The following is a 24,201-nucleotide window of genomic DNA, read 5'->3' as shown; positions in this document are numbered from 1 at the left end:
CCTTTGTGTCTTTCTTACTAGAATGATAGCGTTTTCATACAGTCTGGGGAAGTTTATGATCATAACGGACATTTTGGTCTTTTTGGTCTCAGGTTTATCCTTTAAACACGTAGCGGTTGACGGGCCGGCCGACTCCGCCGTATTGAACGTCCAGCTTAATCATTCCGTTTTTTTCAAGATAATCAAGGTATCGTCTGGCTGTCACTCTGGCGATTCCGAGCGCCTTGGCGACCTCTTCTGCAGAAAGCGATGCGGTTTGCTGTTTCAAAAAAGCAGTGACTTCATTCATCGTGAAGTGATTCAATCCTTTCGGCAGATCCTGTACGGCCTGCTGCGGGATATTCAGGATCGCATCGAGCTGCTCCTGGGACAGCGTATCATTTGCTTCGATTTTTTGTTTATATTGCTTGTACTTTTCAAGGGCCTGTCTCATTCGCTCAAGCTTAAACGGTTTTAAGATATAGTCAGCCGCTCCATTTTGCAGCATAAGAGAGATCGTTTCTTTGTCTTTTGCGGCGGAGACGACAATGACATCGACTTCAAGCTTTTGCTTTCTGATCTCCTGTAACGTTTTGATTCCGTCTTTTTTCGGCATGTATACATCGAGAATAACGAGGTCGGGCTGTTTTTCTTTAATCAGCTTGATGCCTACTTCTCCGTTTCCCGCTGTTGCACAGACAGTAAAACCTTTGACAGTTGTGATGAAATCCTTGTTTACCTCTTGAACCATCGGATCGTCTTCAATGAGCAGAACCTTCCATTCCTTATGAGCCATGCTGTGCTTCCTCCCCCTTCATTGGAAAAACGATAGAAAAAGATGTTCCCTGTCCCGCGTGTGAATCAACTTCTATCGTACCCGATCCTTTATCTGTGATTTGTTTCACTAAATACAGGCCATAGCCTGTGCCTCCTGTTTTATTAACCGTAAATCCTTTGTCGTAAAGGTGCGGCATATGTGCCGGTTCAATCCCGCAGCCGTTATCTTCTATTAAAATGGCAAGGACATCATCCGTTTGCTCGATGCTGATGTCAATTCGTTTGTCATCAGATTGAACCGTTTCAAATGAACCGAAGGCATTTTCAATCAGGTTGCCGAGAAGGACGACGATATCATGCTGATCAACATGCTCGGGAAATTGCTGGAGGCTGCTGTTTTCATCAATATGAACTGCAATGCCGAGCTCTCTTCCTCTTCTGATTTTACTTAATAGAAGGCCCGCCGCCGCGTCATTTTGAATCGAGCGGTGCAGAAATTCAGTCACATTTTCCTGCTCAGTTGATACCTGAAATGCAAGCTGCAAGGCTTTTTCAGATTTACCCAGCTGGATGAGGCCAGCGATCGTATGCAGCTTATTCATATGCTCATGATTTTGGACGCGGAGCGCCTCCACAAAGTTTTTGACGCCAGTCAATTCCTCTGCCATCTTGGCCGCTTCCGTTCTGTCCTGAAAAATCGCGACGGCGCCGATGACTTTTTTCTTCATGACGATCGGAATTCTGCTGCTCATGATCACCTTTCCGCTGACGCGAATTTCTTCATTATAAACTGCTTTGTTTCGCTCTACGATTTCGGGCAGGCGCGAATCCTTGAGAACCTCCCAGATCACCTTTCCGACCAGATCCCCCTGCACTTCAAAAATCTGTTTCGCTTTTTCATTGAAAATCGTGATGATCAGCCGATTGTCAATGGCAATCACGCCTTCATTCATCGAGTGAAACGTCGCTGTCCGTTCTTCATACATTCGGACAATCTCATGGGGCTCAAGCTGAAACATTTGTTTTTTGATATGGCGGGCCAGCAGAAAGGAGCCTGCAAGGCCGAAGCCGAGTGTCAGCACAACGATGAATGCGATATCACGCTTTAAATGAAGGAGGATGTCGGCGATCCCCGGCAGTGTTTTCCCGACAAGCACCACGCCTATCTGATTCAGATCGTGATCCTTCACCGGATAAAAAGCGCGGACCGCTGTGCCGATCTCGCCCTTTGCTTCTGAGAAATAAATGTGCTCCGCAAACGCCGCCTCTTCGTCTGCTCCCTCAGATTTTTTGCCGATGCTCGTACTGACAGGATGCGTGTAGCGGATATGATTTATATCCATGACGACAATATAGTCTGCTTCATTAATCATCCTGATTTCTTCAACCGCATAGCGAGCAGCTTCTGTTTGTTTTTTCCGCGCCAAAGCCTCTTTCACTTCTGTCATCTCCGACACTGTCCGGGCCGTATTCATCAGGCGTTTTTTCAGCTCCCGCTCCTCTGTATGCTGGATATTGCCGATGAGCACAATGCCTCCGATCAAAAAGGAGAAAATGACGAGTATATAGGATAAGATCGTGATTTTCCAACGGATTGAGAGCTTCTTTTTGTTCATCAGCTTCTCCTTTCAGGTCTTTACGAATGGCATGGCCCCCATTATTCTTAACATAGAGGGAGGGGCTTTTCATGAAGAGTTTGCTTGCATGTCTCGCACTGATGATCGCCGGAATTGCAACCGCTTTATTTATCGGATTCCATGATCGTTCCAGCAGTGAAGAGATTGTTTATGATGACGATCAAGAAGGCTTACAGGATCAAATCGTGTTTAAATTCAGCCATGTGGTTGCCGAAAATACGCCGAAAGGGCTGGCTGCCAATAAGTTTGCCGAGCTGGTGAACGAAAAATCAGGCGGGAAAATGAAAATTGAAGTGTTCCCGAATGGAAGCCTGTATTCGGACATTGAAGAAATTGAAGCATTGCAAAACGGCGAAGTTCAATTTATCGCCCCCTCCACATCGAAGCTCGGCATGCTCTCGCCCGAATGGGGAGTGCTCGATCTGCCGTATGCATTTACAGGTTACGATGCCGTCAAAAAAGGGCTGAATGGCAGTATCGGTACGCAGCTGTTTGATTCTCTAAAGAAAAACCAATTAAAAGGACTCGCCTATTGGACAAACGGCTTTAAACAAATCACGACGAATCAAGGACCGGTCAAAACCCCGGATGATTTAAAAGGACAGGATCTCCGCATTATGCAAAGTGATGTGATAGAGGATCAGTTCAAGTTGCTTGGCGCAACACCTCATCAGGAATCCTTCAATTCTACCTTTCAGCTGTTAGAAAAAAATGTAGTTGATGGCGAAGAAAATACAATCTCAAACATCTATTCTAAAAAATTTTATAATGTTCAGGACTATTTGACAATAAGCAGCCACGGTTATCTCGGCTATGCTGTCATGACTGATGAGCATTTCTGGAACACACAAACACCGGAAACACGGCGCATTTTGACTGAAGCGATGAAGGAAACGACGGAGTGGAATGAAACGTATGCCGAACAAATGAACAAGGAGCAGCTGGAAGAAATCAAAAAGAATTCTTCTATTAACATCTACGAGCTGTCGGATAAAGAGAAAAAAGAATGGATGAAGCGCCTTGATCCTGTTTACCGGCAGTATGAGCCAATCTTCGGCCAGAAGCTGATTCAGGAGCTTTTGGAGCTGCGAGAGAATTCGTAGTCCCCATCTCGATACGCTGCTTTTCGTTTATCTTTCAATCGATCGGAAATATAGAAAGAGAGAAACGAAAAAAGGAGATGGGTACATGTTTAAGCACACAAAAATGCTGCAGCATCCTGCTAAACCAGATCGTCCAGATCCATTATTCGCTAAAAAAATGCAAGAAATTTTAGGCGGGCAATTCGGAGAAATTTCTGTTGCCATGCAGTACTTATTTCAAGGCTGGAATACAAGAGGAAATGAAAAATACAAGGATTTGCTGATGGATACGGCAACTGAGGAAATCGGGCACGTTGAAATGATCGCCACAATGATCGCCAGACTTCTTGAGGATGCCCCGCTCGATCAGCAGGAAAAAGCCGCTGAAGATCCGGTCATCGGCTCTATCCTGGGCGGCATGAACCCTCACCATGCAATTGTGTCAGGACTTGGCGCCATGCCGGAAAGCAGTACAGGCGTCCCTTGGAGCGGCGGTTATATCGTTGCAAGCGGAAACCTGCTGGCAGACTTCCGCGCCAATCTGAATGCGGAATCACAGGGCCGTCTGCAGGTCGCACGCCTATTTGAAATGACGGATGACAAAGGCGTCAAAGATATGCTCAGCTTCCTGCTGGCACGTGACACGATGCACCAAAATCAATGGCTCGCCGCCATTAAAGAATTAGAAGCACAGGAAGGCCCGGTTGTGCCGGGAACATTCCCGAAAGCACTCGAAAAACAAGAGTTCTCGCATCAGCTGATCAATTTCTCTGAAGGCGAAGAAAGTGCCGAACAAACCTGGCTGAACGAAAAAGCGCCGGATGGAGAAGCCTTTGAATATGTGAAAGAAGCAAAAGCGTTTGGAGAAAAACCGGAGTTAAACCCAGCACCGCCTTTTGTTCATAATACGCTTCCTGGACGCGAGTAAAAACACAAGCCCAAAACATGATGTTTTGGGCTTTGTTTATGCCTTCAGAACTGTCCAGTCTGGTTCGTACCGGATGTCAGGGTTATGTAACAGATCGTGAATGAACGGTTCATCCTCTTCATACAGCGTCACATCTATCGAAAGAATGACAGCCTTCTGTTCGTTTTCTTCGTAAATGCTGTCATGTTCGTTTTCCATAAAATGATCATAGGCAACTCTGTTTTCCCAAACGCTGATAATTTCTGCGATGAACAGCCCGTCTGCTGTTTTCCGCCAGCCGCCGGCCTGTTTGACAAAGCCATTTACAAGTGACAATGCTCCCCACTGTGACTGCGCTTTTGAAAATGCTTCAGCGTTTGCTGCGTCTACTTCACATACAATCTTTTTGATCAGCATGGTGATTCTTCCAGGATGACTGTTTTCGCTTGTTTATGCTCGACGCAAAGATTCACGGTTCTGACGTAAGAGCGCGTGCGGTGAACGGTTCCTTTTGGAATCAGCAGGCTGTCATTTGCTTTGAGTACCGCGGTTTCTTTGTCCTTAAAATCGATCAGCAGCTCACCTTCAAGAACAATGAACAATTCATCTGAGTCAGGATGATGGTGCCAGTCGTATTCCCCCGTAAACACTGCGAGGCGCACGCAGTGATCGTTGACCTCTGAGATTGAAAAATTGGCGTGTTTTTCTTTGACTTCATTGGCGATGGCGAGCAAGTTTTGCATCTCGGACATTAGCAAAAACCCCTTTTTCACTTATTGTATCGCAATACCAGTGTAGATTGAGAAATTTCCAAAATAAAAAGCGATCCAGCTGATGCGCCGGATCGCTTTTTACCTACAGGTTGTCTGCCTTTATGCTTATGATTAGTCGTTGTTGCGGGCGTTTCCGCCTTTTGAGCCAATTTCTTGATAGAATTCTTTATCATGATTTTTGCTTGTTGCCTCTCCGCCTTTACGGCCGATTTCTTGATAGAACTCTTTGTCATGATTTTCGCTAGTGGCTTCTCCGCCTTTTTCACCGATTTCTTGATAGAACTCTTTGTCATGATTTCGGCTAGTGGCTTCCCCGCCTTTTTCACCGATTTCTTGATAGAATTCTTTGTCATGGTTTTCGCTAGTGGCTTCTCCGCCTTTTTTGCCAATCTCTTGATAGAATTCTTTATCATGGTTTTTGCTTGTAGTTTCTCCGCCTTTTCTACCTGCTTCTTCTCTGCTCATTTTGTTATCGTCTGCCATTTTGAATTCCTCCTTTAATTGGTGTTGGTTGTTGTATTCCCGCTATCAATTCTTTTAAACAAACAAAACACATTGGGTGTGTTTCCACTAAAAAAAGCAGGCGGATCGTGGTGTCCGTCTGCTTTCTGCTATTCCATCCCTTGTTCTGTTTCTTTCAGTCGCGCAAGAATGCGCCGCTTTTTATACAGCATCATGCCCGTTTCGGTAATGTCGTTTAATGTTGAGCGATTGGCTGCCGCGCCAAAGACCATTCCTGCGACCGGCACCAGCTGAAAAAGCTTTTTCCAGCCAAACGTGTCGCGATAGCCTAAAACGACTTCACGCCAGCCCTGGATTTCAGAAGCGACATTCTTATATGTACGATCTTGATCATAGTCTTTTAATCCTTGCAAAATCGATTTTTTGCCGACAACATCAGCCGATGTCAGCTGCAAACATTTTACGATGAAGACACGCTCTTTTTTCTCCTTTGGGTCATAGCCGTAAGCAACCGCAATATCCTGTAACGTTTTTAACGACAGGCCAAGCACGGCCGGAATGTCTGCCGCCAGGGTAAACACACCGCCCACACCCGTTGTCGCGCCTTGAACGGTTGCGGCGTTTATTCTGTTTTTGCCCATTCCTTCCGCAATTTCATCCATGACAGAAAGAGGCGCCTTTTGTACGTCTTCGAGTGATTCGAAGATCTCCTCCGGCAGTTTCTTTTGAAACATCTTAATAATCTGTTTTTCCGATGTCAGGTACTGTCCTCCTGTTTGAACAAAGCTGCCGACCTCATCCAAGAGCTTGCCGATTTTTTTCTGAATGAATTCCGGCGTCAGCTTGTCCAGCAGCTGAAACGGGAGACGGCTGAGCTTTTCCCAAAACCAGACTTTTTGCTGATCTTTTTCCCATTTCTCTATTTCTTTTAATTGCTGATGTAAGTCTTCTTTTCGTTCTGTTATCACCCAACTCGCACTTCCCTTCCGTTTTTCTACTATATAGTATACCTTCATTTTCTCGGAAACGTTTTTATTTTTCACCTGCGGGTACCATTTTTATAAAAGGAAAAGGAGTGATGGACATGCCTTGGTCGATGAAGGATTATCCCGCTTCATTGAAAAATCTTGAGAAGCCGGTGAAGAAAAAAGCCATTGACATTGCGAATGCGATGATTGATGAAGGCTATGAGGATGGACGCGCAATTCCGATTGCGACAAGCAAAGCAAAGGAATGGGCGGAAAACGCCTCTAAAGAAGAAATTGATGATTTCCTCAAGCATGATGATAAGACAGAGCGAGATGAAGATTCAAACAGCGGCGGAGACCCTGAGCTCATGGATAAAGCAGAGCATGTCATCAAGCATAAAAACGGCTGGGCGGTCAAAGCCGAGGGTGCCAAACGTGTGTCTGAGATCAAGGATACAAAGAAAGAAGCGATTGAACGGGCAATGGAAATCGCAGCGCATAAAGGCACTGAGGTCATTGTTCATTTGGCTGACGGAAGCGTGCAGCGAAAAATCAAAACAGTTTCATAACGCGATATGCTTTTCAATGTTTCGAGTTTGGCATAAGCGGTTATTGATTGATAAATCATTTATGAGAGGTGAGTATGATGATTAGCTTTTTGGTTTCATTAGTCGTTGCTATCGTTATCGGATTAATCGGAAGCGCTATCGTAGGAAATCGGATGCCGGGAGGAATTTTCGGCTCTATGATTGCCGGGCTGATCGGCGCTTGGATCGGACACGGACTTCTTGGCACTTGGGGACCGAGCCTTGCCGGCTTTGCTATTTTCCCGGCCATCATCGGGGCCGCCATCTTCGTGTTCTTGCTGAGCCTCGTGTTCCGCGGGCTGCGGAAGGAAGCCTAAATTCATTTGATATAGGAGGCATCGTTTCGAACTGAAACGATGTCTTTTTATATGGGACTTTATCCGAATCCCTACATATCATGTTACATAACAGGGAAAAATTTGAGAGTGTATTTTAAACATCTTCGGTTGACAAGAAACCGGGATGGTCATATGATGTAGATAAAATAATTTGGTTTAAGGAAACTCTTTGTTGTATGGCAAAAACAATCAGAATTCAGGTGAGACATGATGAACAAGGACATCACAGCACAATCTCCCCGTTCCAAAGCAGTCCAAGATGCGCTTGACGGGAAAATCAGAGGATTCAGAGGGCTGCTCCCTTTTCTGGGCCCTGCGTTTATAGCAGCCATCGCCTATATTGATCCCGGCAACTTCGCAACGAATATATCGGCGGGTTCTAAATACGGCTATATGCTGCTATGGGTGATTTTATTTTCTAATATCATGGCGCTTTTAATCCAATCATTATCCGCCAAACTCGGTATTGCGACAGGCAAAAACCTGCCTGAGGTTGCCCGCGAAGAATTCCCAAAGCCGGTCTCCATCGGTTTATGGATTCAGGGCGAGCTGGTCATTATTGCAACTGATCTGGCGGAATTTATCGGAGCGGCTCTGGGACTGTATTTGCTGTTCGGCATCCCGATGCTCGAAGCGTCTATTATAGCGGCGATCGGCTCTTTCGCGATATTGGAGCTTCAGCGCCGCGGTTATCGCTCACTTGAAGCCGGCATTGCCGGTATGCTGTTTGTAGTGGTAATCGCCTTTGCACTGCAGACCTTTTTCGCAAAGCCTGATGCCGCGTCAGTGATGAAGGGCCTTTTTGTCCCGACGTTTCACGGCACTGACAGTGTGCTTCTTGCAGCGGGTATTCTCGGCGCAACCGTTATGCCGCACGCGATTTATTTACACTCAGCCCTTACACAGCGGCGGGTGGTCGGCAAAACGGATGCGGAACGGAAAAAAATCTTCAGATTCGAATTTATTGATATTTTAATAGCGATGCTGATTGCAGGTGCTATTAATGCGAGTATGCTGATTGTGGCTGCCGCACTATTCTTCAAAAACGGGCTGTTTGTCGAGGATCTTGATGTCGCATTTCAACAATTCGGACATCTTGTCAGCCCTGTGTCAGCGGCTTTATTCGGGATCGGGCTGCTCGTTGCGGGACTATCCAGTTCGTCTGTCGGCACACTTTCAGGCGACGTGATCATGCAAGGATTTATCAACTACCGCATTCCGCTGTATGTACGGCGTTTTATCACGATCATTCCGCCTATCCTGATCATCGCGTCAGGCGTCAATCCGACGACCGCTCTCGTTCTGAGCCAGGTTGTGCTCTCCTTCGGCATCGCCTTTGCCTTAATCCCGCTTATTATGTTTACAAGCAATAAACGGATTATGGGGTCACTGATCAACGCTAAATGGGTCACAGTGGTTTCTTGGCTGATAGCTGTATTGATCGTTGCTTTGAATGTATTTTTAATTGTCGATACGTTTCGTTAGAAAAAACCGGCTGCTAAGCCGGTTTTTGATGTTGCGGAAAAGCTCATTGATATCCTTTTTGACAGAAATTTGTTATGATAGAAGAAAAAATCGGAGTTTTGATGATGTCAGTATTTATTTTGTTTTATTTGTGGATTGTTCCTATTGTAATCGGAATTTTATGTTCTGTTGTTGCCTATAAATCCAAAGGAAAAATGAGAGTCGCGCCCGGCATTGCCATGATCGTGCTCAGTATTATCTCCTTGATCACCGCGTTTACGGCCGGACACACGAATTTCCACGTGTTTATCGGCGGCATGTTTTTATTCGGCACCTTCTTGGTCGGTTCTGCTTTTCCTTTCTTTTTCGGACTGAAGAAAAAAGAGAAATAAGCTTATGAAGACATGCACTCTGTAAGATTTGATAAGAATAAACATATGAAACACACAAGGACAAATGCGCTGATCTTTTTGCTTTGAAAGAAGATGCATTTGTCCTTGTGGCCGTTTTGAGCATGGCGAACATCATGACAGGCTGCATAAATCATTCCTGCGGATCCTAATAAGTACGGCGATCATTTTATGGATTCAAACATGGTTTCCTCCTAACATGCAATATAATGCTATGATAACTAAAATACATTTGTTTCCAACACAAAAACAGGGGCTTTTTCAGGCCCCTGTTTTTTTAGAATAACCGCTTTAAACTTTTCTTCAGTGACGGCATTTCGATTTTTTGGTTTTCGAAGAAATTTTTCAGCATGTACTTGCTGAAGCCTTTTGCCTGCCCATAGGTGATTTTGCCAGGGAGCGGCGGTTCATTTCCGATCATGACGTCCACAACGGTCGGCTGGTCAGCGTGTAATGCCTCATGGAAAGCAGGTGCAAGCTCTTCCGCTCTGGTCACCTTGATGCCCTTTGCTCCGCAGCTTTCTGCAAATGCGGCATAGTCGACATTTTGAAGTTTTGTCACATAGTCGATATTGCCTTTAACCTGCTGCTCATACTCGATCATGCCTAGGTTTTCATTGTTTAAAATGACGACGGTGATTGGGAGCTTGTATTTGACGGCGGTCGGAAGATCCTGCATGACCATGGAAAAGCCCCCGTCACCACAGACAGCGATCGCCTGACGCTCCGGTTCGGCTAAGCTTGACGCAATCGCTCCCGGCAGGCCGCAGCCCATTGTCGCAAGCCAGCTGGAAACGATGAAATCCTGGTTCGCGTTCATTTTGAAATGCCGCGCCATCCAGACTGTCACAGTGCCGACATCTACAGAGAGCACCGCATCATCTGCTGCCGCTTCCTGAAGACGTGCCACGACCTGCTGGGGTTTAAGAGGTGTTGCCGCCTCTGTCTCATCTTTTTCAATTTCGTTCCACCAATGCTGCATATGTTCCGTGCAGGCATTCAGGAATCTTCTGTCTTCCTTCCGTTCAATATACTCCGTCAATTCGCGCAGGCCGAGAGCTGAATCGCAGACAAGGCCCGCTGTCACCGGATAGCGTTTTCCGATTTTCGCCGGATCTGAATCGAGCTGGATCGCCGGCGTGTCATCAGGCAAATAATCACGGTACGGGAATGATGTCCCGAGCATGATTAATAAATCGCATTCCTCCATTGCCTCGTAAGCCGGCTTTGTGCCGATCTGCCCGAGGTTGCCGAGAAAATGCGGGTGCTTATCGGGAACAACGCCTTTTGCCGGAAGCGTGACAACGATCGGAGCAGCGGCTTTGTCCGCAAACGCCAAGAGCTCCCGCTTCGCCTTTTTCATTCCCTGCCCCGCCAAGATAATCGGCTTCTTGGCATTATTAATATATTGTGCGCAAGTGACGAGCTGTTCTTTTTTCGGTTCAAGGTTCCCTTCAATATACACTGGTGAAGTGTACACGGGCTCGCGTTTGATCTTCTCTGCAAACAAATCATCTGACACGCTCAATACCGCGACGCCTTTTTTGCTGTAGGCGGTGCGGATAGCCTGATTCAAGAGATCCGGCAGCGTTTCCGCGCTATGTACCTCTCTGTTGAACACAGCCACGTCCTCAAACATTTGCTCAAGCTTGATCTCCTGAAAATAATCCCGTCCAACTTCGCCTGATGAGACCTGTCCGGCAATCGCCAGCACAGGGGCGCCGTCCGCTTTTGCATCATATAAACCATTTAATAAGTGAACCGCCCCCGGCCCTGCGATCGACAGGCAGACGCCGATCTTGCCGGTGAGTTTTGCCTCAGCCGCGGCTGCCAGCGCTGCCACCTCTTCATGGCGGGTTTGAATGAATTTCAATTGATTTCTTTCGTGTCTTAATTCTTCAATAAACTCATTTATACTGTCTCCGGGGATGCCATAAACATGATCAACTCCCCATTGTTCTAGCAGTTCTGTCATTGCTTGTCCTGCAGTTTTGTGTGCCATGCCGTATCCTCCTTTTTCCTTTTTTCAATACCACAGGAGAAAGGCTTTAAAACCCGGAGACCTTTATCACTTGCCCAGTCTTCTTTTGAACAAGTCAATCGCGCAAGCATGCCGCTGTCCTTGAGGATGATGTTTGTATCTAGAGCGCCATTCATGAAATCTTTGATTTGTCTTTTTCGGTTCGGCACCATAAAAAAAGGCAAACGCTTCGGAGAAATCCACTTCAAACCCGCCGTCTCCATGCCGTTCGCTATCGCTCGTCCGCCTGTTATGTTTCCGGCAAACACATGCTGTTCATCTTGAAACTTTGGCCTTCGATAAACACCTATTTTCGCAGAAAGCGCTGCTGTGTATCCCGTCTCTTCCAATACCTCCCGGACTGCCGCTGCCTCAGCCGTTTCCCCGGCATCGACCCTGCCGCCCGGCAAATCCCATAAAGGAACGTCTTTTCGTTTAACCAGCAGAATCTGCTGATTTTCGTTCAATACAATGACAAATGCGCCTTTCGTATACATTGCATGTCTCCTTTTCCCGCAAAAAAAGACCAAGGTGGATTCCCTTGGTCCTAGAGCTTTACTTTTTAAAATGATACGGCAGTGTGGCAACGATTATGTCCTTTTTCCAGAACAGCCGGACTCTTAGGAGGAAGGCTGATTGATTGTGAAGGATGGTGTGCCAGCGTTTTTTCGTAATAAATTGCGGAAACAGCACCATGACGGAAAACTGCTCCTTCTTCGCTTTTGCTTCTACTGTTTCTAAAAACTTATCAAACGGATGGACAAGGCTTCTGTACGAGGAGTGAAGCGTAACGAGCCGCACTCCGTTATTGAGCTCTTCCCAGCGTTTTTCGACTTTCTTTTCCTGTTCTCTGTCAAATGACACGTGAACGGCAATCACCTGATCGGACAGTGATTTTGCGTATTGAATCGATTTTTGCACGACGGTCGTGACGCCGGCTACAGGCACAATCACGACCGTGCCTTTGATTTCTTCCGGCTGTTTGTCTACGATGCGAAGCTGTTCGCCGACAGCTGTATAGTGATTTTTAATTACGTAAAACAACAGAACGACGATAGGCATAAAGATTAAAACCGGCCATACGACATTAAACTTCGTCACGAACAGGATCGACAGAACCATAAACGAAATCAAAGCGCCGCAGGAGTTGATCAGCATTTTTCCGATCCAGCCTTTTGGTTTTTGCTTGATCCATTTGATGCACATGCCGGTTTGCGAAAGCGTAAATGGAATAAATACGCCGACAGCATATAACGGGATTAAGTGTTCTGTCTGTCCTCCGAATAACAGGATGAGCACAATGGAAGCAACGCCTAAAAAGATAATTCCATTTGAGAAGCCTAAGCGGTCGCCTCTGACTGTAAACATACGCGGCATATACTGGTCTCTCGCCAGGTTGAAGGCAAGCTGCGGGAAAGCTGAAAATCCCGTATTCGCCGCAAGAACCAAAATAAGCGATGTGACGCCTTGGATGACATAGTAGAACACATTCCGCCCAAAGGTTTCGGACGCAATTTGTGAAACCACCGTTTCATCGGGCTTCGGCGCCGTTCCATATCCGTATGCGAGCACCGTAATGCCGGCGAACAGAATCGCCAGCAAAATTCCCATCATCGCAAGCGTTCTTGCCGCGTTTCGCGCTGGAGGGTTTTTGAAAGCCGGAATCGCGTTAGAAATAGCCTCAACCCCGGTCAGCGCCGAGCAGCCGGAAGAAAAAGCCTTAAGCAGTAAAAACAGCGTAATACCGGCTACCGGTGTGCCGAGCGGTGTATGATGGACTGGCTGATCAATTTGCCCCGTCATGAGTTTAAACAACCCGACTGCAATCAGAACCAAAAGCGCCACCACAAACAGGTAAACCGGATAGGCAAGAATCGATGCCGATTCCGAAAGCCCGCGCAGGTTCAAAATCATAATGACTAACACCAGAAAAACAGCGATCGGCACATGATAATCATGCAATGCAGGAAAGGCCGACGTGATGGCATCCGTACCTGCGGAGATACTTACCGCTACTGTTAAAATATAATCGACAAGCAGTGAGCCGCCTGCGATCAATCCCGGCTTTTCACCGAGGTTTTCTTTAGAAACGACATACGCCCCGCCGCCCTGCGGGTAAGCGTAAATAATCTGCCTGTATGAAAGAATCAGTGCGAGCAGCAATATAAGAACGCCAACCGCAATCGGTATGGAGTACCAAAATGCAGCAGCACTGATTGTTGCCAAAATGATTAGAATTTGTTCTGTCCCGTATGCAACAGATGACAGCGCATCTGAGGAAAGCATTGCCAAGGCTTTTAATTTCGTCAGTTTTTGCTCTCCAGCTGCTTGAGATTTTAGTGGTTTCCCAATCAAAAAACGTTTGATTGAATGATACATCGATGTCTTCCCCTTTTAATTTCTCATTTTTCAATTAAAACAATAAAACATCAGCATCTTGCTCTCACATTTTGTAATAGTCCTTTCTGCTATGATGTCTCTGTATGCGATTTACATTCTAAAAAAATGAACGGCAAAAAACACAGAGGCAAACGGATGCCCCTGTGCCATTACATCGAACACAGGTTTCATTCATCTCCTCTCACGAACGCTTACGAGGTTAGCTGACGGATTCGGGCATATGAGAGTTAGCCCTACCTAAAAAGGATTCACCCCAACGGCAAAAAGCCGTTCTATTGGGTCCCCCGCTCTGATTTCAGATTAAGCGATTTGTTTTATAAAAGAGATCATACTCCCGTTCACGCGCGTTGTAAAGGGGCTTTCGGCTGGGCGAGAAAAAATAAAATGACAGGTTCCACAAATGGAATTTACATACCAAAAATAAAAAAACAGAGGCTAAATTGCCTCTGTTTTATTCTGTATCTGTCTTTCTTTTTCTGCGTCTTACGGCAATCCAAATGAACACTGCCGCAATCACCATAATGAGTGCCAGCACACCAATATACAGCCATTTTTGGCTATGATCCTGTGATGGTTGTTCTGCGCTGGAACGGTTTGTTTCCGATTTAAGCTGCTGATGGTTTGTAAACACCTGCTGGCTGTTTGTTTCATTAACGACGGTTGCCGAGTCATCGGTGCTGTTCAGATAACTGATGATCTCTTTTGTGACGGCCGTGCCATTTCCTTTTAACGGTGCAAAGACAGCCATCGTGTAGCCTGAATCCCAAAGAGAGGCTTGGGTAAATGCCACTTGTTTTGTTGTCTCATTCAGCATCTCAAAACCTGATACATCAAACGAACCGTTTTTTGCTTGCGGCACAAGCAGCTCTGATGATCTCTCCTTTAGAAGAGAAAATTGATTGATGCCCCCTAAGAAAATGAGGTTCCGTCCTTTGGCATTATTTGCTGTTATGTCAGATGATTTCTTTATCGTATATGAATGCTGCGCCTCGCTGCCAAAGGACTCCGTTACGAGAGAAAGCTCCTCAAGCTTTGATTGGCTTACCGTGTCAGGAAGCACAATTAGCGTTGTCTGTTCCTGATTTCCGGCGTAAGGAAGCGGCCACTCTTGAAAATCCGCTGACGGAGACATACCTTTGATGGCGTATGCCAATGTACTGCTTTTATCGATAAAGACCCACTTTTCTTCATCAGTGGTGTTGCAAGGATTGTTTTCCTTTAGCCCAGTTGTGACAAACTGAATATCAATGTAGCGGTTTTTCTGTAGCAGCTTAGGGTCCACTTTTACCGTGACATGATAGAACCCGTTTTTATCTTCTTTTCCTAATTCATCAAGCCCGACCGAGTGCGGCTGGCCATTGATCATGATCTTCAGCTCTGCTGCCTGAGAGGCCGATCCGTTTTCGGCCGTTGAGGCTTGAATCGTTTCGGACTTTTTCAGCTTAAGCGACAGCTTTGCTGATTGATTTTGATCTAAAACCGCTGATGCAGGATAAAAGTAATGGGTTGAAGATGTTTTGTCAGCTCCAATTGTGATATCATCCGCTCCAAAATTCTCGAGGGTCAGCTTATTGCTTTCCTTTTTTTCAGCCTGCTGAAGCTTGCTGATCGAAAGTGTATCGCCGCTGAGCTGGCCTGTGTAAGTCTGATCCGTGATGACGCTGATTTTTTCAGTGACCACGTCAGCGGATGCCGCTTGTGCGAATAGAACCGGCTGCTGCTTGCCCTCTGCTTTCAGCACCCGCTCCGCAAGCAGGAGTTTTTCACCTTTTGCCTGTAAGCCGGCTTGTTTCATCAGCTTTTTCACCTTGCCGTTCCAATGCTTGTCCACTCCGATGAAAATCGTCGGCTTGTCGATTTTCTTCAGTTCAGATTCCGTGACATACGAAATGCTGATACTGCTGTCCACCGTTTTCAAATAGCCTTCTGTTTTCACTGCAGCTTCAATTTCCGCCGAACTTGGGTCATCCGGAATGACGATGGCGGTTTTCTCCGCTGTATTTCCCGATTGGGCGAAAGGATACGGATAATGGTCCAGCGACGTTCCCTTCGCTTCACTGCTGTCCGCCAGCGTCAGGCGGCTGTCGGGATAAATTTTGATCCAGTTGCCGGACGTATCCTGTCTGACGCAGACGCCCTCTTTCATCACGCCGTAAAATTTCAGCGATACGTTGTGATAGCCTTGGGCAGACTGGCTTTTATTCAGGTTTAGCTTCACTGTTTTCCGTTTGGAATCACCATCAAGCTTTAACGTTTTAACCGGTTCATCGTCAATGACAGCCGTTAACGATGATGGAGAAATTAAAAGATTTGATGCCTCGTATTCAATCACCAATTGCTGGCTGCCGGAAGAGGCGCCTGCCGGGATCTGATACGTCAGCTCAGCGCTGTCTTTTGATCCGTGCAGTGTAATCAGGTCGCTTGTCAGCACCTGCTGTTTGGCATGTTCTTGGCTGCTTTTTCCGAGGAGCGAACCGCTGACCTCCACCTCTTTGGCAAAAGCCGCTTGTCCAGTCATCGCCAGCATCATGAGGCTAGTGAGAAAAATTATTATTTGTTTCAAAAAGGTCACCCGCTTTTATGTTGATTGTATCGTTCCGTTTTGTACCATTTGACCTCCTGCTTGAATAAACGGTGCTTGATTTCTACGAATAAAGAATAGATGACCAGCACAATCCATGCCTGCGAGTATGTAAAGTACATGAGAAATACGATAAAAAAGTTTTGCCTGTTCATTTCTGTTTTTTCAATGCTTAGCGTAATCATGACCTCTGTCATAAATAAGAAAAATGCCAAGATCCAGAGAATCATTGCCAAAAAACCGACCGACAAATGCAAATCATAAAACAGATTGACAACAAATATCGTATTTGACATGATCACGCCAAAGAAAAACAAGAAGTACGTAAAGAAAAAATAAAACAAATCAAAGATAATCCGTTTTCGTTTCAGCTTGAAAAACTGCGCCAAAAATTTCAGCACGACATATTGATTGCCTCGCGCCCATCTGGTGCGCTGGCGCCACCAGACCTTCCACGTTTCCGGCTCCTGCTCCCAAGTGATGGCCGCAGGGAAAAAACGGATGTGATAGCCGAGATTATACACCCGGATCGTCAGCTCGGTATCCTCAGCGAGCGCTTTGTCATCCCAGCCTCCGAGCTTTTCGATAATGCTTCTGCGGATTGCAAAGTTGGTGCCTGGGATGGTGGCGATTTTGAACCATTTCCATCTGCCTCCCTGGGCCATCCACTGAAAACAGATCGTTTCGATATTAATAAACTTCGTCAATAGCGTTTTTGCCGCATTGATGACGCGGAATTTCCCTACCACGGCGCCTGCCTTTTCGTCATTCATCAGGCCGAGCACAAGGTAATACACGGCCATTTTCTCAGGCGTGTTGTCGGCGTCATATACACAGATCACATCGCCGTTCGATTCGGCAAAACCAGAGTTAAGTGCAGAGGATTTGCCTTTTCCTGCGTTTGGCGGCTTCGTAATCACCATTTTGATGAAATCGTATTTCTCGGAAAATTCATTGACGATATCACCCGTCCGGTCTGATGAATTGTCATTAACGACGATAATCTCCAGCCGATCCTTCGGATAATAAAGGTTGACCATCGCCTTCAGCGTCTGCCGAATCACAACCTCCTCGTTATGCGCCGGTATGAGAACACTGACCTTTGGCAGCTCCTTCATGTTTTCTCTCCACTTCGGGATGTTCCGTTCGAAGGTCATATAGTGGCGGAACCCGCCCTGCATGAGAAACATGTGGTAGAGAAGCATGACCCATATTAAACTTAGCGAGATAAAGAACAGCGTATTACCCATGGCTTCTTCTCTCCTTAAAAATTCGTTTTTTCAATGTAGCTCTCAAATAAAACGTATAACTGACAAACATGACGACAAATAAGAGCACAACCGCGGAGAGAATCCATAACGCCTTTTCCATAGGGGTTTGCCGATGATGATCGAAAAACTCGTCAATGGCGCTTACGCCGTTTTTCACCTGAATCGTTCCGTCACCGCTTGTATGAATTTCCACTTTGTCTGTTTTGACGGTTTGTTTCGTTTTCTTTAAATCAAGCCATTCACTGTCCGGAATGCGTTCCATCTGATCAACCAGCTCCGGCAGATATTTCATCCCGAGATACGGATGATAAAACCCTCCGGCTACTCCGCCTTCAAAATCAATCATCTGGGAGATGTGCTCCTCCAAATCGCCGAGCGGGTTTTGCTTTGATGTATCGACAAACCCAATCGTTTCCGGATACAGCGTCATGCCGTGCAGCATCGAAGGAGCGGTCACATACGGAGATGCACCTGATGTTTTCCACGTTGTGCTGCTGAGCTGGACCTGGCCAAAAATGCTTGTAAAATACTGCGAAGCAATTTGATAGCCATATTCGGACATCGTATAATGCGGCGCTTCAAATGCGAGCGGGTAGAGGCCTGATGATGTCAAATCCTCAATGGCGCGCGTCAGTTTTTGCTTTGTATACGTTTCTTCCTTTTCCCGAAATGGTTTTAGATAGCTGTTATAGGCTTGTTCATTCGGAAAGTCCTGTTCGTCTTCCAAAATAGACGGGGTGTCTTCGGCGTTTCCGGATGTAATCGGCTGATCCGCCTTTGCATCCCAAAATTCAAAGCCCTCTCCTGTTTCACTGTAGCGATAGGCGTGTGTATAGCCGTGAACAATGATACTGCCGCCCATGCTTTGCAGCTTTTTCAGCACCTTGACCATCTTCGGTTTATCAGACAAATACACTTTGTCGCCTGTTTCCGGATTCAAGTAAACCGGTATCACTGCCAGGATAAAGGGAACATGCCTCTTATGCAGATATGTACCGGCTTGAAGCAGCAATGTTTCATCAGACATCGGACTGATATCCTCAAGACGCAAATACAATAGCGTCGTCCCCGCCTTCTCTTCGAAAGCTTCTCTGAGCTGTTTCGCCACGATCAAATTGTCATTTAACAAATTCGTTAATCCAATGTACACATTCGCTTTTTTTGTTTTCCATATAAAAGAATGCGTTTTGCCGTCATCGGCTTTGAAGGTATAAAGCGCCTTTCCTTTGAGGCCTGATACGCTCAGCACGTTAAGCCCGCTCTCCAGAGACACATCGGTCTTTTCCGATCTAGTGTGGACCTGATACACATTTTCTTTCCGGGCTAATGAAAGCCCGGAAAACTGGCTGATTTGGCCTGCGTTATAGCCGATGGCGACAACTGGTTTCTTTACGCTGCTGATAAGAGACACCAGTTTTTTGCTGAGCTTTCTTTTTGTTTGGCCGTAATAAATCACATGGTCTTTGCCATTGAAATCAGCCGCTTCAACATCCAAATCATTTTTGACTGTCACATGTGATGTAAAGTGGCCCGCAAGCAAATCAAGCATTTTGACTTGAGAAGACTCCTTGCCGTCCAAGGTTGAATAAATGATGAGAATGCCGGCATCCCGCTCTTTCGCTTGTGCCGAAACGGGAAAAGCCGCAATAGCTGAAAGCAGAAGCATTGTGAGGCAGAGCAGCGTGATTCCTTTATAGTTCATTCATCATCATCTCGTTTTCCAGTTCTTCTAAAAATTGATCAGCTGTTTTGATATCTTTGCGGTAAGGCAAATAACAGACGTGGAACGTGAGCGACACATACTTGCCATTTTGCAGCTGATACGTGTCCAATTGTTTTTTCAGCTTTGTCAGGACGGCCGGCATATGTTCAGCGGGCGTGTGCGTCAGCACGATTCCGATACGCTCGTCAGTAGGGCGGAATTTCTTATCCGTTTCCCTGACGCTTGACCTGATTTGCTGACTGACATATTGGAAGAGGCGGTCGGTTTCTTTTTCACCGTACAAAGACTTAAACTCTTTGAAATAATGCATATGCAGCAGCAAAAACACGAAAGAATTGCCGTAGCGCTCCGCCCGCTTGATTTCTTCTGAAAGCTCCAGCTTCATCCTCTGCTTGTTATCAAAGCCGGTCACTCTGTCCACAGCGACAAAGCTTTTGATTTCGGATTGAAGCCGTGTAACTGAGCGCCGAAGCTCTGCTGCAATATCGTGGATTCTTCCAGCTATAAAAGAAAACAGCAAAAGCGCAATTCCCCACATGACAAGCATTCGCAGCCCTTCTTCAGCCGGAAATAGCGTAGCCTGTCCAGTCTGGAAAAACATCATTAAAGTGCCGAGGGCAAAGAGTACGATTAAGGTCACTGCCAGCGCGTAAATCGGGCCGAACCATATGCCTGCGGCGATGACGACAAACGTGATGCAAAGGATCAGAGCGCCTTCCGATTGCTGAGCTGACACATAATAAATAAACAGAGACAGGGCTGCAATCAGCCCTGAAAAATAAGCAAATAATTTTTGTGATTCATTGAATGATATTTTCATTAAAAAGCTTCCTTTCGGCTAACAGCGGCAGCAGATTGTCAAAAGAATGCGTCTGAGTGCCGCTCATATAGCCTCCATAATACGATTTCACCGGATCAAGAATTTCAAAGTCATTCATTCGGTCATATATGGCTTTGATGACAGAGCTGTTTTCATGCTGTTCCGTTAAAAATAATACGGCTAATGCGTATACGGATGGCGACTCATATTGGACGGCAGGCTCCTTCGTATCCGCCGAATATCGTCCGTACAGCTTTCCGTTTGTCTGAAATTCCTGCTTGATCCAGTCCGCTAAAACAGCGGCTTTTTTATCCCCTTCCGGCAAATGCCAAGCAGCGTACAGCTGATCAATGAGGTTGATTTCACTGTCATATGTGTATTCCTTCGTGTCTGAGCTGTAGGTCTTCGGCAGAAAGCCATTTTGTAAAGGAGCTGAATAGAGAACATTGGCATTCCGCTGTTCCGTTTCTTCGTCTATGATTCCATTCTTCTTTAAGACAGCTAATGCATCGGGCATGACGTATGAAATCGTCACATCCTTTGAAGCGGCCTGTGAGTCGTAAAAATCTGTAAATAACCCGTTATTCATATTGTATGTCTTCAAAGCTGTGCCGATATTCCGGGCCGTTTGCGCGTAGTCGCTGCGGCCCCATTTTGCGGCGGCTTGGTCAAGAGACAGCATAATTCTCATATCATCTATCAGCGCATTCGTCCCGCTCGCTTGGCCGTTTTGAATCTTCCACGTTACCAAGTGATTGCTCAGCAGAAATGAATCAGTCAGATGCTGATATTGCTCCTGAAAATGCGGGGCGTCATTTTTGCTGACCAAAAACTCCATCCACAGGCCGAGAGATTCTGATAAATACGAAGGCTGGTCTGAAAAATCAGTTTTGATCAGCCCTTGGTCATTCATTAGATTGTGATAGATGAAATACTCTGCCGGCTGAAGCGGACTGGCGTTCGTTTCTGCCGCAGACTGATATTGGGTCTTGTTTCCAGCTTCAGCACACCCTGCGGAAAGTCCGATAGATAAGAAGAATAAGATGACAGCGATCAACACATGCCTCACAGGCAAATCCCCCTTTGTCGCCTGAAGCGAATCAGACGCTCACAAATATATGTAGACGAAAATATGACTGCCATGTTACAAATTACATTTACTATAAAAGAAAAAAATGCAGATTGCTAGCTTTTTTTTCCCTTTTTAAACATTCAAATAATGGGACCTAAGTCCAATAAAAAACCTGTGCGATATGCACAGGTTTTTCTGTTATTTATCCAAACCGAGTTTCTTCAGCTGTTCTGCCAGCGCGTTGTTAATCGGCTCATCTTTATTATTTTGTTTTTTCATATAAGAGGAAACGTCCCGTTTGGAAGCGCGCCCTTTGTCTTTATTTTTTCGCTTTTCAAATACGGAAAGCTTTTCACGGTGCCCGCAGACACACGCGAAGGTTTGGCCTTCTCCTTGGCCGCGAAGCTCCATTCTTTTATGGCAGTTCGGGCAGCGCGCGTTTGTTTTTCTGGCAATCGTTTTTCTGCTTCCGCATTCACGGTCTTGGCACACGAGCATCGTGCCGCGTTTGCCGTTTACCTTCAGCATCATTTTGCCGCATTCCGGACATGCCGTTCCCGTGATGTTGTCGTGTCTGAAGGTTTGGCTGCTGTTTTTGATTTCTTTTACCGTTTGGTTAGCATAAGCCTTCATGTCTTTAATAAAGACAGCGGATTTCAATTTTCCGGCGGCGATCGCAGACAGCTTTTGCTCCCATTCTGCCGTTAAGGCCGGTGATTTCAGATCCTCCGGAACAAGCTGAAGGAGCTGTTTTCCTTTAGAAGTGATAAAAATATCTTTGTCTTTTTTCTCTATTAAAAAGCTGTTGAACAGTTTTTCAATAATGTCGGCACGCGTTGCCACCGTGCCGAGGCCGCCTGTTTCTCCAAGCGTTTTGACGAGGCCTTTTTCTTCTCCCTGCATAAAGGCGCTTGGGTTTTCCATCGCTGACAGCAGGGTCCCTTCGTTAAAGCGGGCAGGCGGCTTCGTTTGTCCGCTTGTTTCAGTCAACGTGCGGACGGCAAGAGTGTCGCCTTTTTGAAGGGCCGGGAGTGTCTGATCTCTGTCATCCTCCTGCTCATCATCCTCATCCGCCATGTCATAAACAGCTTTCCACCCTTGCGACTGCACGGTCTTGCCTTTCGCCGTAAAGGTTTCTCCGCCGATTTCTGCGATGACCTTTGTTTCCTCATATTCGAATGCAGGCATTAATACAGCAAGGAAACGTTTCGCAATCAGGTCATACAGCTTTCGTTCTTTGTCACTCAGACTGCTGAGAACGAGCGGCTCTTCAGTCGGGATAATCGCGTGGTGGTCTGACACCTTCGCGTCATTGACGTAGCCTTTATGGGATTTAATGCCGCGTTTTTTAATTTGGCTGACATATTGGGCATACGGTTTTACTTCCATGCCTTCCAGACGGTCTTTTAACGTCGGGACGATGTCACTGGATAAAAATCTTGAGTCCGTCCGCGGATATGTGACGAGCTTATGCTGCTCATACAGCTTCTGCAGCACAGAAAGCGTTTCTTTAGCAGAAAATCCGAAGCGCTTGTGGGCGTCACGCTGAAGCTCCGTTAAATCATAAAGGGCAGGTGCAAAGCTTTTTTTCGCTGTTTTTTTCAGCTCAGCAATGACCGCTTGCTTTCCATCGAGGTCTTTTACCAGACGGCTTGTTACGTCTTGATTGAACGTTCTCGTCTGCTTTGATTTTTTATCCTGCCACGTCAGCGTCATGCCATCAACCGCCGCGCGGATACCGTAGTATGGAACCGGTGTAAACGCTTGAATGTCCGCCTCGCGCTTTGCAATCATGGCAAGCGTCGGTGTCTGCACACGGCCGCATGAGAGCTGGGCATTGAATTTTGTGGTGAGTGCACGGGTCGCATTAATTCCCACAATCCAATCCGCTTCCGCTCTGGCGACGGCAGAATGATACAGGTTTTCATATTCTTTGCCGCTGCGCAGCTTTTGAAAGCCTTCCTTGATTGCTTTATCCGTCACAGATGAAATCCACAGCCGCTTGATCGGCTTGCGGACATTCGCTTTTTCAATGATCCAGCGCGCAACAAGCTCCCCTTCCCGGCCTGCATCAGTCGCGATGACAATCTGATTGACGTCTTTACGGGTAAGCTGGGATTTGACCGCATTGAACTGTTTTCCGGTTTTCTTGATCACAACAAGCTTTAATGGTTCTGGGATAATCGGCAGATCCTCCAGCCGCCATGATTGAAATTCTTTTCCGTAGCCTTCCGGATCAGCAAGTGTTACCAAATGGCCCAAAGCCCATGTAACAATATATTGATCGCCTTCGAGATAACCGTTTCCTTTTTTATGGCACTTCAGCACCCGGGCCAAATCCCGGCCGACTGAAGGTTTTTCAGCTAGTACAACTGTTTTTGACATGCTTGATCACTTCTCTTTCTTTCACGCTCATCCTTTTATTATAACAGACTTGAACAAGCACTCTCTAACTGCGTCCGTTTTTCGTGTCAATTTCTGAGAAAATAACGTGAGTGACGGTTTGCGCGTATGGCGATGTTTTGTTAATGAAATCTTCTACCGCTTCGAGGCTTTCAGCATTGATTTTCAGCATATAGCAGGCTGCGCCCGCAATCCGGTAGCAAAATTCGATATTCGGCAATGTTTGAATATAGCTTTTGAACCGCTCGTAATCCGCGTTTTTGACGGTTGCTTCCACAATGCAGGAAACGGGAAGCCCCAGCTTTTTCTGATCGACCTCCAGCGTGTATTGCTTGATGATGCCGAACGATTCAAGCTGCCTCACCCGTTCTGTCACAGAAGGCGGCGACAGCTTAATTTTCCTGCCTAATTCCCGCATCGACAAACGGCTGTCCTTCTTCAGCTCCTCAATAATATTCAGATCAATCTGGTCAAGTTTCATTTCAACATCCTTCTTTTATGATTTTGTACACATTATCTCGGGTATT

At 46.3% G+C, this 24,201-nt stretch carries 21 protein-coding genes, 1 pseudogene and 1 riboswitch; of the genes and pseudogenes, 6 read left to right on the top strand and 16 right to left on the bottom strand.

Annotation, left to right across the window (positions count from 1 at the left end; genetic code table 11):
• Positions 1 to 94: 94 nt before the first annotated feature.
• Positions 95 to 775, bottom strand: coding sequence for a two-component system response regulator DctR (gene dctR / locus CVV77_RS15730; protein WP_084995379.1), 681 nt, complete (start codon positions 773 to 775; stop codon positions 95 to 97).
• Positions 765 to 2,372, bottom strand: a complete 1,608-nt coding sequence (gene dctS, locus CVV77_RS15725; protein ID WP_100275849.1) for a two-component system sensor histidine kinase DctS — start codon at positions 2,370 to 2,372, stop codon at positions 765 to 767. Before dctS ends, dctR begins: the two co-directional genes overlap by 11 nt.
• A 71-nt stretch (positions 2,373 to 2,443) precedes the next feature.
• Between dctS and CVV77_RS15720 the strand changes: the two genes are divergently transcribed.
• Together CVV77_RS15720 and CVV77_RS15715 are read left to right on the top strand one after the other, a co-directional pair.
• A complete protein-coding gene (locus CVV77_RS15720; RefSeq protein WP_088111521.1) occupies positions 2,444 to 3,496 on the top strand; it encodes a TRAP transporter substrate-binding protein in 1,053 nt (350 codons plus the stop codon).
• Positions 3,497 to 3,581: 85 nt separating this feature from the next.
• Positions 3,582 to 4,403, top strand: coding sequence for a manganese catalase (locus CVV77_RS15715; RefSeq protein ID WP_019257519.1), 822 nt, complete (start codon positions 3,582 to 3,584; stop codon positions 4,401 to 4,403).
• A 36-nt stretch (positions 4,404 to 4,439) separates the two neighbouring features.
• Here CVV77_RS15715 and CVV77_RS15710 read toward each other — a convergent pair whose 3' ends face one another.
• The 4 genes from CVV77_RS15710 to CVV77_RS15695 all read right to left on the bottom strand — a co-directional run bounded on the left by CVV77_RS15710 (position 4,440) and on the right by CVV77_RS15695 (position 6,585).
• Entirely contained in the window at positions 4,440 to 4,799 is a 360-nt protein-coding gene (locus CVV77_RS15710) for a YdbC family protein (RefSeq protein ID WP_100275848.1), read from the bottom strand.
• Positions 4,793 to 5,134 (bottom strand): cupin domain-containing protein, encoded by a 342-nt coding sequence (locus CVV77_RS15705; RefSeq protein WP_019257517.1) that lies wholly within the window; start codon positions 5,132 to 5,134, stop codon positions 4,793 to 4,795. Before CVV77_RS15705 ends, CVV77_RS15710 begins: the two co-directional genes overlap by 7 nt.
• A 132-nt stretch (positions 5,135 to 5,266) precedes the next feature.
• Positions 5,267 to 5,638, bottom strand: coding sequence for a glucose starvation-inducible protein GsiB (gene gsiB / locus CVV77_RS15700; RefSeq protein ID WP_003240302.1), 372 nt, complete (start codon positions 5,636 to 5,638; stop codon positions 5,267 to 5,269).
• A 128-nt stretch (positions 5,639 to 5,766) separates the two neighbouring features.
• On the bottom strand, positions 5,767 to 6,585 hold the full coding sequence (locus tag CVV77_RS15695) for an EcsC family protein (RefSeq protein ID WP_019257516.1): 819 nt from the start codon (positions 6,583 to 6,585) through the stop codon (positions 5,767 to 5,769).
• Positions 6,586 to 6,701: 116 nt separating this feature from the next.
• On the opposite strand from CVV77_RS15695, the gene CVV77_RS15690 reads away from it, so the two are divergent.
• The 4 genes from CVV77_RS15690 (at position 6,702) to CVV77_RS15675 (ending at position 9,366) form a co-directional block, all read left to right on the top strand.
• Positions 6,702 to 7,154 (top strand): DUF2188 domain-containing protein, encoded by a 453-nt coding sequence (locus tag CVV77_RS15690; RefSeq protein ID WP_100275847.1) that lies wholly within the window; start codon positions 6,702 to 6,704, stop codon positions 7,152 to 7,154.
• 77 nt (positions 7,155 to 7,231) lie between these two features.
• A complete protein-coding gene (locus CVV77_RS15685) occupies positions 7,232 to 7,489 on the top strand; it encodes a GlsB/YeaQ/YmgE family stress response membrane protein (protein ID WP_003225121.1) in 258 nt (85 codons plus the stop codon).
• Between the two features lie 228 nt (positions 7,490 to 7,717).
• Complete coding sequence (locus CVV77_RS15680) at positions 7,718 to 8,995, top strand: Nramp family divalent metal transporter (protein ID WP_033878536.1); 1,278 nt, start codon at positions 7,718 to 7,720, stop codon at positions 8,993 to 8,995.
• A 104-nt stretch (positions 8,996 to 9,099) separates the two neighbouring features.
• Positions 9,100 to 9,366, top strand: a complete 267-nt coding sequence (locus tag CVV77_RS15675) for a hypothetical protein (protein ID WP_041521127.1) — start codon at positions 9,100 to 9,102, stop codon at positions 9,364 to 9,366.
• Positions 9,367 to 9,661: 295 nt separating this feature from the next.
• Here CVV77_RS15675 and CVV77_RS15670 read toward each other — a convergent pair whose 3' ends face one another.
• The 10 genes and pseudogenes from CVV77_RS15670 to lrpC form a co-directional block, all read right to left on the bottom strand.
• Entirely contained in the window at positions 9,662 to 11,386 is a 1,725-nt protein-coding gene (locus CVV77_RS15670; protein ID WP_100275846.1) for a pyruvate oxidase, read from the bottom strand.
• A 66-nt stretch (positions 11,387 to 11,452) separates the two neighbouring features.
• Positions 11,453 to 11,901: pseudogene (locus CVV77_RS15665) on the bottom strand (NUDIX hydrolase).
• A 58-nt stretch (positions 11,902 to 11,959) separates the two neighbouring features.
• Positions 11,960 to 13,783, bottom strand: coding sequence for a potassium transporter KimA (gene kimA, locus CVV77_RS15660; protein WP_019257509.1), 1,824 nt, complete (start codon positions 13,781 to 13,783; stop codon positions 11,960 to 11,962).
• Positions 13,784 to 13,977: 194 nt separating this feature from the next.
• Positions 13,978 to 14,121, bottom strand: a riboswitch (cyclic di-AMP (ydaO/yuaA leader).
• A 134-nt stretch (positions 14,122 to 14,255) separates the two neighbouring features.
• Positions 14,256 to 16,367, bottom strand: coding sequence for a cellulose biosynthesis cyclic di-GMP-binding regulatory protein BcsB (locus CVV77_RS15655; RefSeq protein ID WP_100275845.1), 2,112 nt, complete (start codon positions 16,365 to 16,367; stop codon positions 14,256 to 14,258).
• A 5-nt stretch (positions 16,368 to 16,372) separates the two neighbouring features.
• Positions 16,373 to 17,635 (bottom strand): glycosyltransferase family 2 protein, encoded by a 1,263-nt coding sequence (locus CVV77_RS15650; RefSeq protein ID WP_003240289.1) that lies wholly within the window; start codon positions 17,633 to 17,635, stop codon positions 16,373 to 16,375.
• Positions 17,628 to 19,337, bottom strand: a complete 1,710-nt coding sequence (locus CVV77_RS15645) for a DUF2334 domain-containing protein (RefSeq protein ID WP_100275952.1) — start codon at positions 19,335 to 19,337, stop codon at positions 17,628 to 17,630. The genes CVV77_RS15650 and CVV77_RS15645 overlap by 8 nt, the downstream gene beginning before the upstream one ends.
• Before the next feature lie 10 nt (positions 19,338 to 19,347).
• Positions 19,348 to 20,199, bottom strand: a complete 852-nt coding sequence (gene epsK, locus CVV77_RS15640) for a cyclic-di-GMP receptor EpsK (RefSeq protein ID WP_100275844.1) — start codon at positions 20,197 to 20,199, stop codon at positions 19,348 to 19,350.
• Positions 20,180 to 21,268, bottom strand: coding sequence for a glycosyl hydrolase family 8 (locus CVV77_RS15635; protein ID WP_100275843.1), 1,089 nt, complete (start codon positions 21,266 to 21,268; stop codon positions 20,180 to 20,182). The genes epsK and CVV77_RS15635 overlap by 20 nt, the downstream gene beginning before the upstream one ends.
• A gap of 201 nt (positions 21,269 to 21,469) precedes the next feature.
• Positions 21,470 to 23,656, bottom strand: coding sequence for a DNA topoisomerase III (locus CVV77_RS15630; RefSeq protein ID WP_100275842.1), 2,187 nt, complete (start codon positions 23,654 to 23,656; stop codon positions 21,470 to 21,472).
• A gap of 64 nt (positions 23,657 to 23,720) precedes the next feature.
• Positions 23,721 to 24,155: a transcriptional regulator LrpC gene (gene lrpC, locus CVV77_RS15625; RefSeq protein WP_003240281.1), complete on the bottom strand. Its 435-nt coding sequence runs from the start codon at positions 24,153 to 24,155 to the stop codon at positions 23,721 to 23,723.
• Between the last annotated feature and the right edge of the window lie 46 nt (positions 24,156 to 24,201).

It is taken from the genome of Bacillus sp. SN1 (genome assembly GCF_002796895.1).
GTDB lineage: Bacteria > Bacillota > Bacilli > Bacillales > Bacillaceae > Bacillus > Bacillus inaquosorum.
This window is presented reverse-complemented; position numbering and strand designations above follow the sequence as displayed.